At 73.2% G+C, this 12,724-nt stretch carries 10 protein-coding genes and 1 pseudogene; 6 read left to right on the forward strand and 5 right to left on the reverse strand.

Annotated features, from left to right (window positions below):
• Positions 1 to 798: pseudogene (locus ABZ261_RS13975) on the forward strand (glucose-6-phosphate isomerase); the annotation flags it as partial.
• 40 nt (positions 799 to 838) lie between these two features.
• Here ABZ261_RS13975 and ABZ261_RS13980 read toward each other — a convergent pair.
• The 3 genes from ABZ261_RS13980 to ABZ261_RS13990 all read right to left on the reverse strand — a co-directional run bounded on the left by ABZ261_RS13980 (position 839) and on the right by ABZ261_RS13990 (position 4,738).
• The gene (locus ABZ261_RS13980; protein ID WP_356858740.1) at positions 839 to 3,121 is read right to left on the reverse strand and encodes an FtsX-like permease family protein; all 2,283 of its coding nucleotides are present in this window, start codon (positions 3,119 to 3,121) and stop codon (positions 839 to 841) included.
• A 361-nt stretch (positions 3,122 to 3,482) separates the two neighbouring features.
• Entirely contained in the window at positions 3,483 to 4,235 is a 753-nt protein-coding gene (locus tag ABZ261_RS13985; protein ID WP_356858742.1) for an ABC transporter ATP-binding protein, read from the reverse strand.
• Positions 4,232 to 4,738, reverse strand: coding sequence for a PadR family transcriptional regulator (locus ABZ261_RS13990; protein WP_356858744.1), 507 nt, complete (start codon positions 4,736 to 4,738; stop codon positions 4,232 to 4,234). The genes ABZ261_RS13985 and ABZ261_RS13990 overlap by 4 nt, the downstream gene beginning before the upstream one ends.
• Before the next feature lie 122 nt (positions 4,739 to 4,860).
• Here ABZ261_RS13990 and ABZ261_RS13995 point away from each other — a divergent pair, with 122 nt between their 5' ends.
• From ABZ261_RS13995 to ABZ261_RS14015, 5 genes are all read left to right on the forward strand, one after another.
• Positions 4,861 to 6,132, forward strand: a complete 1,272-nt coding sequence (locus ABZ261_RS13995; RefSeq protein WP_356858746.1) for an ABC transporter substrate-binding protein — start codon at positions 4,861 to 4,863, stop codon at positions 6,130 to 6,132.
• Positions 6,133 to 6,303: 171 nt separating this feature from the next.
• The gene (locus tag ABZ261_RS14000) at positions 6,304 to 7,926 is read left to right on the forward strand and encodes a glycoside hydrolase family 13 protein (RefSeq protein WP_356858748.1); all 1,623 of its coding nucleotides are present in this window, start codon (positions 6,304 to 6,306) and stop codon (positions 7,924 to 7,926) included.
• A gap of 38 nt (positions 7,927 to 7,964) precedes the next feature.
• Positions 7,965 to 9,290, forward strand: a complete 1,326-nt coding sequence (locus ABZ261_RS14005; protein ID WP_356858750.1) for an ABC transporter substrate-binding protein — start codon at positions 7,965 to 7,967, stop codon at positions 9,288 to 9,290.
• An 11-nt stretch (positions 9,291 to 9,301) separates the two neighbouring features.
• Positions 9,302 to 10,657 (forward strand): ABC transporter permease subunit, encoded by a 1,356-nt coding sequence (locus tag ABZ261_RS14010; RefSeq protein WP_356858752.1) that lies wholly within the window; start codon positions 9,302 to 9,304, stop codon positions 10,655 to 10,657.
• On the forward strand, positions 10,654 to 11,493 hold the full coding sequence (locus ABZ261_RS14015; RefSeq protein WP_356858754.1) for a carbohydrate ABC transporter permease: 840 nt from the start codon (positions 10,654 to 10,656) through the stop codon (positions 11,491 to 11,493). Before ABZ261_RS14010 ends, ABZ261_RS14015 begins: the two co-directional genes overlap by 4 nt.
• 55 nt (positions 11,494 to 11,548) lie before the next feature.
• Here the strand turns inward: ABZ261_RS14015 and ABZ261_RS14020 are convergent, their stop codons facing one another.
• Both ABZ261_RS14020 and ABZ261_RS14025 read right to left on the reverse strand, forming a co-directional pair.
• Positions 11,549 to 12,079: a hypothetical protein gene (locus ABZ261_RS14020; protein ID WP_356858756.1), complete on the reverse strand. Its 531-nt coding sequence runs from the start codon at positions 12,077 to 12,079 to the stop codon at positions 11,549 to 11,551.
• Between the two features lie 23 nt (positions 12,080 to 12,102).
• Positions 12,103 to 12,600, reverse strand: coding sequence for a lamin tail domain-containing protein (locus ABZ261_RS14025; RefSeq protein WP_356858758.1), 498 nt, complete (start codon positions 12,598 to 12,600; stop codon positions 12,103 to 12,105).
• Positions 12,601 to 12,724: the final 124 nt, after the last annotated feature.

A 12,724-nucleotide genomic window follows, 5' to 3' on the forward strand; every position in this document is an offset into this window, starting at 1 on the left:
ATCGCGATCGGTCCGGAGCGGTTCCGTCAGATGCTGGACGGGTTCCGGATCGTCGACGACCACTTCCGCACCGCGCCCGCGGAGTCCAACGCCCCGCTGCTGCTGGGTCTGCTGGGTATCTGGTACGGCAACTTCCACGACGCGCAGTCCCACGCGGTGCTCCCCTACAGCCACTACCTGTCCCGGTTCACCGCGTATCTGCAGCAGCTGGACATGGAGTCCAACGGCAAGTCGGTGCAGCGCGACGGCGCACCGGTGGGGTGGCAGACCGGGCCGGTGGTGTGGGGCACCCCGGGCACCAACGGGCAGCACGCCTACTTCCAGCTGATCCACCAGGGCACCCGGCTGATCCCGGCGGACTTCATCGGCTTCGCCCGTCCGGTCGCCGGGCTGAGCGGGGACCTCGCCGCGCAGCACGATCTGCTGATGGCCAACTTCTTCGCCCAGACCCAGGCGCTGGCGTTCGGCAAGAGCGCGCAGGAGGTCCGCGCGGAGGGCGTGCCGGAGGAGCAGGTCGCGCACCGCACCTTCCACGGCAACCATCCCACCACGACGATCCTCGCCCCCGAGCTGACCCCGTCCGTCCTCGGCCAGCTCGTCGCCCTCTACGAGCACAAGGTGTTCGTGCAGGGCGCGGTGTGGAACATCGACTCCTTCGACCAGTGGGGCGTGGAACTCGGCAAGGTCCTCGCCCAACGCGTCGAACCCGCCCTCACCGAAGGCGCCGACGTCCCCGGCCTCGACCCCTCCACCAAGGCACTGGTCGCCCGGTACCGGGAACTGCGCGGACGCGGCTGAGCCGCGGCCGGGGCCGCCGCGCCGGCCGTTGCCGGCGCGCTCAGGCCACCGCGCTCAGCGTGTCCGCGAGGCGCCGGCGTGCCGCGCGGGCCGCGGGGAGCGCGGCGAGCGCCGCGGCGCCCAGCACGGCGGCCGAGACCAGCAGGAGCAGCGGCCCCCAGGAGGGGGACTGGGCGATCCCGGCGCCGATGCCGCTGGAGCCGCCCTGGGCGTCGATCAGCCGGTGCGCCAGCGGCAGCCCCAGGGCGGTGCCGGCGACGGCCGCCGCCAGTGCCGTGCAGCTCGCCGCGGTCACGGTGATCGCGGTGATCTGCCGGGGGGACATGCCGATCGCCCGCAGCGCCAGCACGTCCCGCTCGCCCTCGCGGACACTGCCGCCGATCGCGGTGAGCAGCTCGACGAGCCCGATGAGGGCCAGGACGGCGATCAGCCCGGCGACCACCCCGCGGAGCGGGGACAGCCCGTCGGCGGGGTTCGTCACCGGATGCACGTCCAGGTGGCCCTGGCCGGCCGCGGCGAGGGCGCCGGCCACGCGGCGCGGGTCGGCGCCGGGGCGCAGCCGCACCTCGTAGAAGGCCGGGGAGATGCCGGGATCGTTCTGGCGCAGGGTGTCCAGGGAGGTCGTCACGACCCGGCCGGCGTTGCGCGGCTCGATGCTGCGGCCGACGATGTGCAGGATCTGCGGCCGGTCGCCCACCGTCATCCGCACCCAGTCGCCGACCTTCGCGTGCAGCAGGTCGAGCAGGCCCTGACCGGCCACCGCCTCGTCCGGGCCGCGGGCGGCACGGCCCTCGGCGAGCGGGTAGGGGTAGGGCTCGGCGCGGGTGCCGATGCCGCGCAGCGCGATCGTGCCGGTCTGTCCCGGGACCAGCGCGGCCACCTCGACCCCCGGATAGGCGGCGGCGACCCGCCGGTCGCCGGTCAGCAGCCCCCGTACGGCGGACGCCGCCGGCACGCCGTCCGAACGGACGGTGAGCGCCGTCGGCAGGCCCACCCGCTCGGGGCTGCGGTGGAAGCGGTCGATCGTCGTCCACGCGCTCAGCGCCACCACGATCAGCAGCAGCGGCAGCGTCAGCCGGGCCACGGTGGCCAGCGACCGGCCGCGCCCGGCGAACGCCTTGTGGCAGCCGAGGACCAGCGCGGGCGGCAGCCGCAGCCCCAGTGCCCGCCGGGCCAGTCCGGTCAGCCCGCCGCCCGCGGGCGCGGCCGGGCGCGGCACCGGGACCGGGGGCACCCGCCCCGCCCGCCAGGCCGCGAGCCCCGTGGTCAGGCCGATGAACAGCACCGCGCCCGCCGGCACCGCGCACACCGCCAGGGTGTGCCCGGGCAGGCCCTGCCACACGCCCACGGCGTCCCCGAGCCGCCCCGGGACCCGGCTGCCCAGCGCCTCGGTGAGCGCCGCCGCGGCCACGGCGCCGAGCAGCGCGTACGCCAGGTGCTGGAGCAGGAACGTCCGCACGACCTGGCCGGGGGTGAAGCCGATCGCCTTCAGCACCGAGAGGTCCCGCAGATGTCCGCGGATGCGGGTGGCGATCGCCCCGTGCACCGCGAGCCCCGCGGCGATCAGGGCGCCCAGGCCGAACAGTCCCAGCACCTGGCCGAGCAGCCGGTCGTCGCCCTGCGCCTCGGCGCGCGCCTGCTGCCAGGTGGAGACCTCGCCGACGGCGCCCGCGCCCAGCACGGTGACGGCACGCTGGACGGCGTAGTCCGTGTCGCCCGGATCGCCGAGCCGCAGCCCGATGACCTGGCTGCCGGGGGCGCGCACCGCGGACGGGAGCGCCCACACCAGCCCCGGCTGCTCGCCCGGCCGGTACCGGGGCTCGGCGTTGTCGGCGATGCCGACGACGCTGAGCCTGCGGGCCGTGCCCGGCAGCGTGAGGGTGTCCCCGGGCTCGGCCAGCAGAGCCCGGGCCAGGCTGCTCTCCAGCACGACGCCGTCCGGCACGCCGGGGTCCAGCCAGTGCCCGGCGGTGAGCAACGGCCGGCCCACCGAGGGCCGGTGGGCGGTGCCGCGCAGTTCCACGGAGGCCCGGGTGCCGCGGGCGGCTACGGCGGCGGACTCGGCGGGGTAGGGGCCGGCGACCGACGTGACACCGTCCAGCCGGGCCAGGGCGCGCGCATCGGCGGACGGCGTGGTGTGCAGCCACACGTGCGCCCCGCGCGCCTCGGCGAACGTGCGCTGCCAGGGGTTGGTTGCGTAGCCGAACAGGGCGGAGGCGAGCAGCAGCGAGACGACGATGCCGGCGGTCGCCAGCACCAGGAACAGCGCCTCGCCGCGGTGCGTGCGCAGATCGGAATGCGCCCAGCGCAGGGTGGCCCGCACGCCCCTCAGCCCCCCGTCCCGTACCGCGCCGCCGCACGCCCCCGGCCGCGCCCCGCCGGGCAACGCGTCGACACAGCCCCGGCCGGACCGCCCACGCACCCCCCGGCCGTGCGCCGCCTGGCGGCTGACTCGGTTCGTCCCGCCGGGCCCGCGGCCGGGCATCCTGCGGCGCGCTCGGCCGTGCGCCGCCTGGCGTCTCCCGCCGTCCGTCCCGCCGGGCCGGCGCCTTCGGCCCGGCGCCGGGTCGCGCTCACCGCCGTGCGCGCCGCCGGAATGCGCGCCATGCCCGCGGCCGCAGGCCGCGTCGCCGGTTCCGCGGCCGGTCGCCGGTGCGCTTCCGCGCGGTTCGCCGGGCGTGCCATCAGTCCCTCAGCTCCAGTACCCCGGAGATGCCCGGGTGCCGGGACGGCGGCGCGGCGTCCAGGGTGGCGTCGTCGGCTATGCGGCCGTCGAAGAAGCTGATCACCCGGTCCGCCGCGCTGGCCAGCCGCGCGTCGTGGGTGACGAGGACGATGCTCTGCCCGCGCGCGTGGAAGCGGGACAGCAGCCGCATCACCTCGCGGGTGCCCTTGCTGTCGAGGCTGCCGGCCGGCTCGTCCGCGAGCAGCAGCGGCGGATGGTTGACCAGGGCCCGCGCGAGGGCCACCCGCTGCTGTTCGCCGCCGGACAGTTCGCCCGGCATGCTGCGCTCCTTGCCCGCGAGGCCCAGCTCGGCCAGGAGTTCCGCGCGCTCGGCGCGGGCCTTCTTCGGCGGGACGCCGGCCAGCAGCGCGGGCAGTTCGACGTTGTCGGCGACCGAGAGGTTCGACACCAGGTTGAAGAACTGGAAGACGATCCCGATGGCCTTCCTGCGCTCCACCGCCCAGCGGGCCTCGCTGAAGGAGTCCGTGCACAGGCCGTCGAGCCAGATGCTGCCCTCGTCCGGCCGCTGCAGCCCGCCGAGCAGGTGCAGCAGCGTCGACTTGCCCGCGCCGGAGGGGCCGGTGATCGCCACGAACTCGCCGCGGGCCACGACGAGGTCGACCCCGCGCACGGCGCGCGCGGGCGCGCCCTCGCCGTAGTGGGTCTTCACCAGGCCCTCGGCCCGCAGCACCGGAGCGGCGTGCTCGCTCATTCCAGTTCCTCCTGGCACCGCTCCAGCCAGTCCAGGTCGGCCTGCAGGTGCAGCATCGCGCCCTCGATCAGCAGATGGGCGATTCGGTTGTCCCGGTCCTCGGCCGCGGCCAGTCTCGACAGGGTGCGCATGGTGGTGAGGTACTGGCGCCGCTGCCGGTTGATCAGGGCGATCTGGTCGGCGAGACCGGTCTGCGGGGCGAGGGCGAGCTTCATGAAGAACTCGTCCCGCACCCGCGGCTCGTCCTCGGTCTCCTCGAACCAGACGCGCAGCGCCTCACGCCCGGCCTCGGTGAGGTGGTAGACCTTCTTGTTGGGCCGGCTGGACTGCTCGACGTCCTCGCCCTCGATCAGCCCGGACTTCTCCAGGCGGCCGAGGGTGACGTAGATCTGGCCGACGTTGGGCTGAGGGTACGCGGAGCCCAGCAGTTGCTCAAGGTCCTGTTTCAGCTCGTAGCCGTGGGCGGGGCCGCGGGCCAGGAGTGCCAGGAGGGGCAGGCGCACTCGTGCTGTCCTCCTGTCCGCTTCATGTGCTCCAGGCCCTAGTATCGCGCATACCTAACCGGTATACATGGCCTCTGTCCCGGGCGACGGCGCCCGTGGTGCCGTTGTACAGGGAGGAACCTATGCGGTGGATGCACACCGCCGGTAGGGGCCTTCTCGTTCTGGTCGTGGTCATGGCGGGTTACTTCACCGCGGGGACCCGCGCCGACCAGGCCGCCCACCGCGGCCGAGGCCCGCTGACCCTGGCCACCGCGGGCGACCTCACGGGTTACCTCGGCCCGCTGCTCGAGGGATGGAACCGCACCCACCCCGGCGAGAAGGTCACGCTCGTCGAGCTGCCGGACTCCGCGGACGAGACGCACGCGCAGATGACGACCGACCTGCGCGGCGGCGACCGCGGCCGGTTCGACGTCCTGAACATCGACGTCGACTGGACCCCGGAGTTCGCCGCGGCCGGCTGGATCCGCCCGCTGCCCCGCGACCGGTTCCCGCTGGACAGCTTCCTGCCGCCGGTGGTGGACACGGCGACGTACGAGGGGCGGCTGTACGCGGTCCCGTACGTCACGAACGCCGGACTCCTGCTGTACCGCAAGGACGTCCTCGCCAGGGAGGGCGTCCCGCCGCCGCGGACCTGGGCCGAGCTGGAACGGGACGCGCGGACCATCGCGCCGAGGTACGGGCTGGACGGCTACGCGGGCCAGTTCCTGCCCTACGAGGGTCTGACGGTGAACGCGGCCGAGGCCGTCTACTCGGCGGGCGGCACGATCCTCGGCGGTGAGGGCACCCGTGTCACCGTCGACTCCGCCGCCGCCCGCGAGGGCATCGGCTTCCTCGCCCGAGGCATCCGCGACGGCTGGATACCGAAGCGGGCGCTGACGTACAAGGAGGAGGAGTCCAAGCGGGCCTTCCAGGACGGCAGACTGCTGTTCCTGCGCAACTGGCCCTACGTCTACGCCGTGGCGTCCGCGGCCGGCTCCCGGGTCGCCGGGAAGATCGGCGCCGTGCCGCTGCCGGGGCCCGACGGGCCGGGGACGAGCGTCCTCGGCGGCTCCAACCTCGCGGTCAACACCCATGCCCGGCACCCCGACTCCGCCGCGCGCCTGATCTCCTACCTCACCAGCGCGCCCGTCCAGCGGCTGGTGCTCACGCGGGGGGCGCTGCCGCCCGTGCGGGCCGCGCTGTACGAGGACCCGGCGCTCGTACGGCGGTTCCCCTATCTGCCGACCCTGCGCACCGCCGTGCTCACCGCCCGGCCGCGCCCCAAGAGCCCGCACTACGACCAGGTCAGCCTGGCCGTGCAGGCGGTCGTGCAGGACGCGCTCACCGGCCGGCAGACGCCGGGCCAGGCCGTGCGCCGGCTGGCGCGCGAACTCGACGCCATCGCCCGTCGCTAGTTACTTGTTAGGTAACGCGACCATCACGACTGCGTTCTTCTTGCGGTGACGTGTCCCCTTTTGCCCGGTCGACTGGCCGGTAATTTCTGTCCACTTCGTTGACACTCGCGCTTTGCCGCTACCTAACATGCATGCATAACGACCCCCTCTTCAGAGACAGGTTCCACAGGGTTGAACAGGCATCAGTGGTGGCGGGACGCGGTCATCTACCAGGTGTACGTCCGCAGCTTCCTGGACAGCACCGGCGACGGCATCGGTGATCTGGCCGGCGTCCGGGCCGGGCTGCCGTACCTGAAGAAACTCGGCGTCGACGGGATCTGGCTCAGCCCGTTCTACCCCTCGCCGCAGCACGACCACGGCTACGACGTGGCCGACTACTGCGACGTCGACCCGGTCTTCGGCGACCTCGCCGAGTTCGACCTGCTGGTGGCGGCCGCCCGGCGGCTCGGCATCAAGGTGCTGCTCGACATCGTCCCCAACCACTGCTCCAGCGAGCACCCCTGGTTCCGCGAGGCGCTGCGCAGCGCGCCCGGCAGCCCGGCCCGCGCCCGCTTCCACTTCGCCGACGGACGCGGCCCCGACGGCAGCGAGCCGCCCAACAACTGGCACGCCATGTTCGGCGGCCCCGCCTGGACCCGGGTCACCGAGGCCGACGGCCGCCCGGGCCAGTGGTACCTGCACATGTTCACGCCCGAACAGCCCGACTGGAACTGGCGCGACCCCGAGGTCCCCGCCGAGTTCGAGCGGATCCTGCGCTTCTGGCTTGACCGGGGCGTCGACGGCTTCCGCATCGACGTCGCCGCCGGACTGTACAAGCACCCCGGCCTGCCCGACTCCGACGACCCGGAGGCCGACGCCCGCACCCGCGACTCGGTCAACCCGCTCGCCTGGAACCAGCCCGAGGTGCACGAGGTGTGGCGGCGCTGGCGCGCGGTCTGCGAGGAGTACACCGGACGCGACGGCCGGGACCGCCTCCTCGTCGGCGAGGTCTCGGTCCCCACCGCCCGCGAGCACGCCCTGTACGTCCGCCCGGACGAACTGCACCAGGCCTTCTTCTTCGACCTGCTCAGCGCCCCCTGGGACGCCGACGCCTTCCGCAAGGTCATCTCCGAGGCCATGCAGGACATCGCCGGCACCGGCTCCACGGTCACCTGGGTCCTCAACAACCACGACCAGGTCCGCACCGTCACCCGCTACGGCGAACCCGCGACCGAGGGCAGCGGCCTCGGCGCCGCCCGCGCCCGGGCAGCCGCGCTGCTCATGCTGGCGCTGCCCGGAGCGGCGTACATCTACCAGGGCGAGGAGCTCGGCCTGCCCGAGGTCGTCGACCTGCCCGACGACGTGCTCACCGACCCGATCTTCCGGCGCACCGGGAGCCGCGCCCGCATCCGCGACGGCTGCCGGGTGCCGCTGCCCTGGTCGGGGCAGGCCTCCCCGTTCGGCTTCACCTCCGGCGCGGAGGGCGCCAAGCCCTGGCTGCCGCAGCCGCCGTACTTCGCCGAGTACGCCACCGACCGGGCTCTCGCCGACACCCGCTCCTTCTGGCACCTGTACCGGGACGGCCTGCAACTGCGCAAGAGCCTGCCGCAGCTGGGCGAGGGCGCGCTGCGCTGGCTGGACACCCCGCCCGGCGTGCTCGCCTTCGTCCGCGGCGACGGCCTGGTCTGCGCCGTCAACTTCGGCACGTCCTCCACGCCCGCGCCGGTCCCCGGCACCCCCCTGCTCTCCAGCGGCCCGTGCCCGCCCGGCGTCCTGCCCGGCTCCACGGCCGCCTGGTGGCTGAGCGACCTGTGATCCAGAGCCGAATCCTCCACCGGAAAGGTCCGTCAACGATGATGCGACGACGCACGACCCTGCTCACCGGCTGCACCGCCCTCGCGGTCGCCCTCGGCGCCACCGCCTGCGGAGGTGAACCGGTCTCCGCGTCAGGCGGCGACAAGGCACTCGACGGCCAGACGGTCACCGTGGCCGGCGTCTGGTCCGGCAGCGAGCAGAAGAACTTCCAGAAGGTGCTGGACGCCTTCACCGCGAAGACCGGCGCCAAGACCCAGTTCGTGTCCACCGGCGACAACGTCTCCACCGTCGTCGGCAGCAAGATCGAGGGCGGCAACGCGCCCGACGTCGTGATGGTCCCCCAGGTCGGCGTGCTGAAGCAGTTCGCCGAGAAGGGCTGGCTCAAGCCGCTGTCCGCCACCGCCCGGCAGAGCATCGACGCCGGCTACGCCCCCGTGTGGAAGAAGTACGGCAGCGTCGACGGCACCCTGTACGGCCTCTACTTCAAGGCCGCCCACAAGTCCACCGTCTGGTACAGCCCCGACGCGCTCGCCCAGGCCGGGGTCGAGCCGCCGAAGACGTACGCCGAGCTCCTCGAGGCCGGGCACACCGTCTCCGACTCCGGCCTCGCCGCCTTCGCGGTCGCCGGACAGGACGGCTGGACCCTCACCGACTGGTTCGAGAACGTCTACCTCTCCCAGGCCGGCCCCGAGAAGTACGACGCCCTCGCCGCCCACGAGATCAAGTGGACCGACCCCAGCGTGGTCAGGGCGCTCACCACCCTCGGCAAGCTGTTCAAGGACAAGCAGCTCATCGCGGGCGGCCGGAAGACGGCCCTCAACACCGACTTCCCCGGCTCGGTGGAGAAGGTGTTCGGACCCGAGCCCGAGGCCGGCATGGTCTACGAGGGCGACTTCGTCGCCGGCGTCGCCCACGACCAGTACGGCAAGGCCATCGGCAAGGACGCCGACTTCTTCCCCTTCCCGGCGGTCGACGGCGGCACGGCGCCGGTCGTCAGCGGCGGCGACGCGGCCGTCGTCCTCAAGGACGGCAAGAACGCCGAGGCCGGCATGAAGCTGCTGGAGTACCTGGCCACCCCCGAGGCCGCCGCCGTGTGGGCGAAGGCGGGCGGCTTCCTGTCCCCCAACAAGAAGCTGAGCCTGTCCGCCTACGGCGACGACGTCACCCGCGCGACCGCGAAGTCCCTGGTGGGCGCGGGCGACTCGGTCCGCTTCGACATGTCCGACCAGGCCCCGGCGGCCTTCGGCGGCACCAAGGGGACCGGCGAGTGGAAGCTCCTGCAGGACTTCCTGCGCGACCCGTCCGACGCCAAGGCGACCGCGGCGAAGCTGGAGTCCGCGGCGGCCAAGACCTACCAGGACTGAGCGACGCCGCCATGACCGCCACCACTGTCGAGAAGCAGCAGGCGGGCCCGCGGGCCGCCGCCGGCCCGGCGCGCGTGCGCCGCGGCCGGGGGCGCGCCCGGCTCATCGCCCTGCTCTTCGTCCTGCCCGCGCTGCTGCTGCTCGGTGCGCTCGTCGTCTACCCGGTGCTCTTCTCCGTCGGCCGCAGCTTCTTCGACGCGTCCGGCACCCGGTTCGTCGGCGGCGGCAACTACGCCGAGATGTTCCGCGACCCGGCCACCGTGAAGGCCATCCGCAACACCGCCGTCTGGGTGGTCGTCGCCCCCGCCCTGCTGACCGGCCTGGGCCTGATCCTGGCGGTCCTGGTGGAGAAGGTCCGCTGGGCCACCGCCTTCAAGCTGCTCCTCTTCATGCCGATGGCCGTCTCCTTCCTCGCCGCCGGCATCATCTTCCGGCTCGCCTACGACGAGGACCCGGACAAGGGCGTGCTGAACGCGGCCGTCGTCTCCGTCCACGACCTGTTCGAGGACACGTCGACGTACCCGACGGCCCGCGGGCGCACCGGTCTGCTCACCAGGGACCGGGACGGCTCCTACCGCACGACCGCCGCCCCCGGCGCGCCGGTGACGCTCCCGATGGTCGGCGTCCTGCCGAAGGACCTGCCCGGGACGGCCCGCCCCGCCCGCCCGGCGACCGCGGGCAAAGCCGGGCCCGGCGAGCTGCGCGGCGTCGTCTACCTCGACTTCACCCCGGGTGGCGGCGGCAGGCAGGGCGAGGTCGACCGGCGGGAGAGCGGCCTGCCCGGCATGAAGGTCGAGGCGGTGCGCGACGGGAAGACGGTCGCGAGCACGAAGACCGCCGCCGACGGCTCCTTCCGCTTCGCCGGGCTGCACGGCGGCCCGTACACGGTGAAGCTGCCGGCGTCCAACTTCGCCCCGCCGTACCAGGGCGTCTCCTGGCTCGGTCCCGCCCTCGTCACACCGGCCATCATCGGCGCCTACCTGTGGATCTGGACCGGGTTCGCGATGGTGCTGATCGGCGCGGGCCTGTCCACGCTGCCCCGCGACGCGCTGGAGGCGGCCCGGATGGACGGCGCGAACGAATGGCAGATCTTCCGCAGGATCACGGTCCCGCTGCTGGCCCCGGTCCTCACCGTCGTCTTCGTGACCCTCGTGATCAACGTGATGAAGGTCTTCGACCTCGTCTACATCATCGCGCCCGGCCCGGTGCAGGAGGACGCCACCGTCCTCGCCACCCAGATGTGGCTGGTGTCCTTCGGCGGCGGCAACGACCAGGGCCTCGGCAGCGCCCTCGGCGTCCTGCTCCTGCTCCTGGTGGTCCCCGCGATGGTCTTCAACGTCCGCCGTTTCCGAAGGAGTCAGCGATGAACGCGATCCGGCGCGGTCTGGGCAACGGCCTGGTGCAGGCCTTCCTGGTGGTCGTCGGCCTGGTCTGGCTGACCCCGCTGGCGGGCCTGTTCGTCTCCTCGCTCCGCTCGGCCCAGGACACGGCCAAGGGCGGCTGGTGGACGGCCCTCACCGGTCCCGGCCGGCTGTCCTTCGACAACTACGCGGCGCTGCTGAAGGACGCGGGCATGACCCGAGCCTTCTGGAACACGGTGCTCATCTCGGTGCCGGCCACCACGCTGGTGGTCGTCATCGCGGCCCTCGCCGGATACGCCTTCGCCTGGCTGGACTTCCCGCTCCGCGAGCCCCTCTTCCTGCTGGTCGTGGCCCTGCTGGTGGTGCCGGTGCAGATCGGCCTGCTGCCGGTGGCGAAACTCTTCGGCGCGCTGGGCCTGTTCGGCACGATCCCGGGAGTGATCCTCTTCCACGTCGCCTACGGCCTGCCCTTCGCCGTGTTCCTGCTGCGCAACTACTTCGCGGAGATGCCGAAGGAGATGCTGGAGGCGGCGCGGATGGACGGCGGCGGCGAGTGGCGCATCTTCACCCGGCTGGTGCTGCCGGTGGGCCGCCCCGCGATCGCCTCGCTGGCCATCTTCCAGTTCCTGTGGGTCTGGAACGACATGCTGGTCGCCCTGCTCTTCGCCGACAGCTCCGCACAGCCGCTCACCGTGGAACTGCAGTCGCAGATCCGGCAGTTCGGCAGCAACATCGACGTCCTGGCGCCGGGCGCCTTCCTGTCGCTCATCGTGCCGGTCGCGGTGTTCTTCGCCTTCCAGCGGCACTTCGTGCAGGGGGTGATGGCGGGGTCGGTCAAGTGACCGCCCCGCCCGTGAGGACCTGGGGGGAGGCGGCCGGCGCACCGGCCGCCTCCCCTCACGCGTAGGTCCAGCGCCAGGCGCTGCCGCTGTAGGCGCAACGGATCCGCGCGCCACCCGCGGTGGTGGTGAGCGCTCCGTGGTCGCTGTTGCGGCAGAACTGGCCCGCCCGGTAGCAGTTGCCGGAGCCGGAGACGATGGAGCACGTGCCGGCACCGGTGCCGCTGCCGCCGCCGGTGCCGCTGCTGCCGCCGCCGGTGGTGCTGCCGCCGCCGGTGGTGCCGGCGCTGCGCACGGTGGCGGCGGTCCTGGTGACGGTGACGGTCGGCCCGGGTGTCCGCACGGTCCGGGTCCTGGTGACCGTCGGCGCGGGCACCGGCCGGGCGGTCTCGGTGGCCGTCGCGGTGACGGTCGTCGTCACCGTCGGCCGGGGCGCCGGCGCCGAAGCCGCGGCCGCCTCGTCGTGGGCGGACCGGCCTCCGCCGATCGCGCCCGCCGCGAACAGGGCGACGGCGGCGGCCCACACGCGCTTGCGCCGGCGCAGCGGCCGGGTGTCGGCCGGCCGCCGCGGGGTGTCGTACGGATGCACGGTCACTCGTCCGGGAGGCCGGCTCAGCCGTGGAAGGAGATGTAGCCGTTGCCGTCCCCGTCGTCGCGCGACCTGGTGTAGGCGTGGGTGTCCGCGTGGGCGCCGGACGGCTTGTACAGGTAGACGGTGTCCTTGTCGTTGTTCCAGAGGAAGTTGCAGTTCTGGCGGTAGACGACGTTGTCCGCGTCCGAGTCGGTGCCGTGGCCGCCGCGCAGCTTCACGTAGTCGCCCGGCTGGAGGTAGTGGTTCGAGGAGAAGGTGAACCGGTTGGTGCTGGTGGTGTCCTTGACGACGTAACCCTTGAGGTTGACGGTCGCGGTGCGCGAGTAGTTCTTGATCGTCACGTACTCGCCGGTGCTGTTGCCCGTGCTGCAGCTGTTGGAGTCCCGCCCGGGCGCGTCGTACTGGGCGCCCTTGATCTTCAGGGCGGAGGAGTATTCGGCGGCGTGGGCCGGGGTCGCGACGACGACGGCGAGCGTTCCCGCGGCGACGGCGGCGGGCAGCGCGAAGCGTATGCGCATGAGTGAGGTCCCCCCTCGGTGATGCGATCAGTGGGCCAGGAGCTTACACATAAGATGACCAGTACATGAAAGTACGGTGCAGAAAACGTGAAGCCGCCCCTGAGGGGGAGTCAACTGCTATGGG

Origin of the sequence: Streptomyces sp. NPDC006193, from assembly GCF_040613915.1 — a bacterium.
In the GTDB taxonomy this organism is placed as follows: domain Bacteria; phylum Actinomycetota; class Actinomycetes; order Streptomycetales; family Streptomycetaceae; genus Streptomyces.

Excerpts from the sequence above, each read along its gene's own strand:
- ABZ261_RS13985 (WP_356858742.1), bottom strand. The coding sequence starts at position 4,235 with ATGAGCGAGCACGCCGCTCCGGTGCTGCGGGCCGAGGGCCTGGTGAAG.
- ABZ261_RS13995 (WP_356858746.1), top strand. The coding sequence starts at position 4,861 with ATGCGGTGGATGCACACCGCCGGTAGGGGCCTTCTCGTTCTGGTCGTG.
- ABZ261_RS14005 (WP_356858750.1), top strand. The coding sequence starts at position 7,965 with ATGATGCGACGACGCACGACCCTGCTCACCGGCTGCACCGCCCTCGCG.
- ABZ261_RS14010 (WP_356858752.1), top strand. The coding sequence starts at position 9,302 with ATGACCGCCACCACTGTCGAGAAGCAGCAGGCGGGCCCGCGGGCCGCC.
- ABZ261_RS14015 (WP_356858754.1), top strand. The coding sequence starts at position 10,654 with ATGAACGCGATCCGGCGCGGTCTGGGCAACGGCCTGGTGCAGGCCTTC.
- ABZ261_RS14025 (WP_356858758.1), bottom strand. The coding sequence starts at position 12,600 with ATGCGCATACGCTTCGCGCTGCCCGCCGCCGTCGCCGCGGGAACGCTC.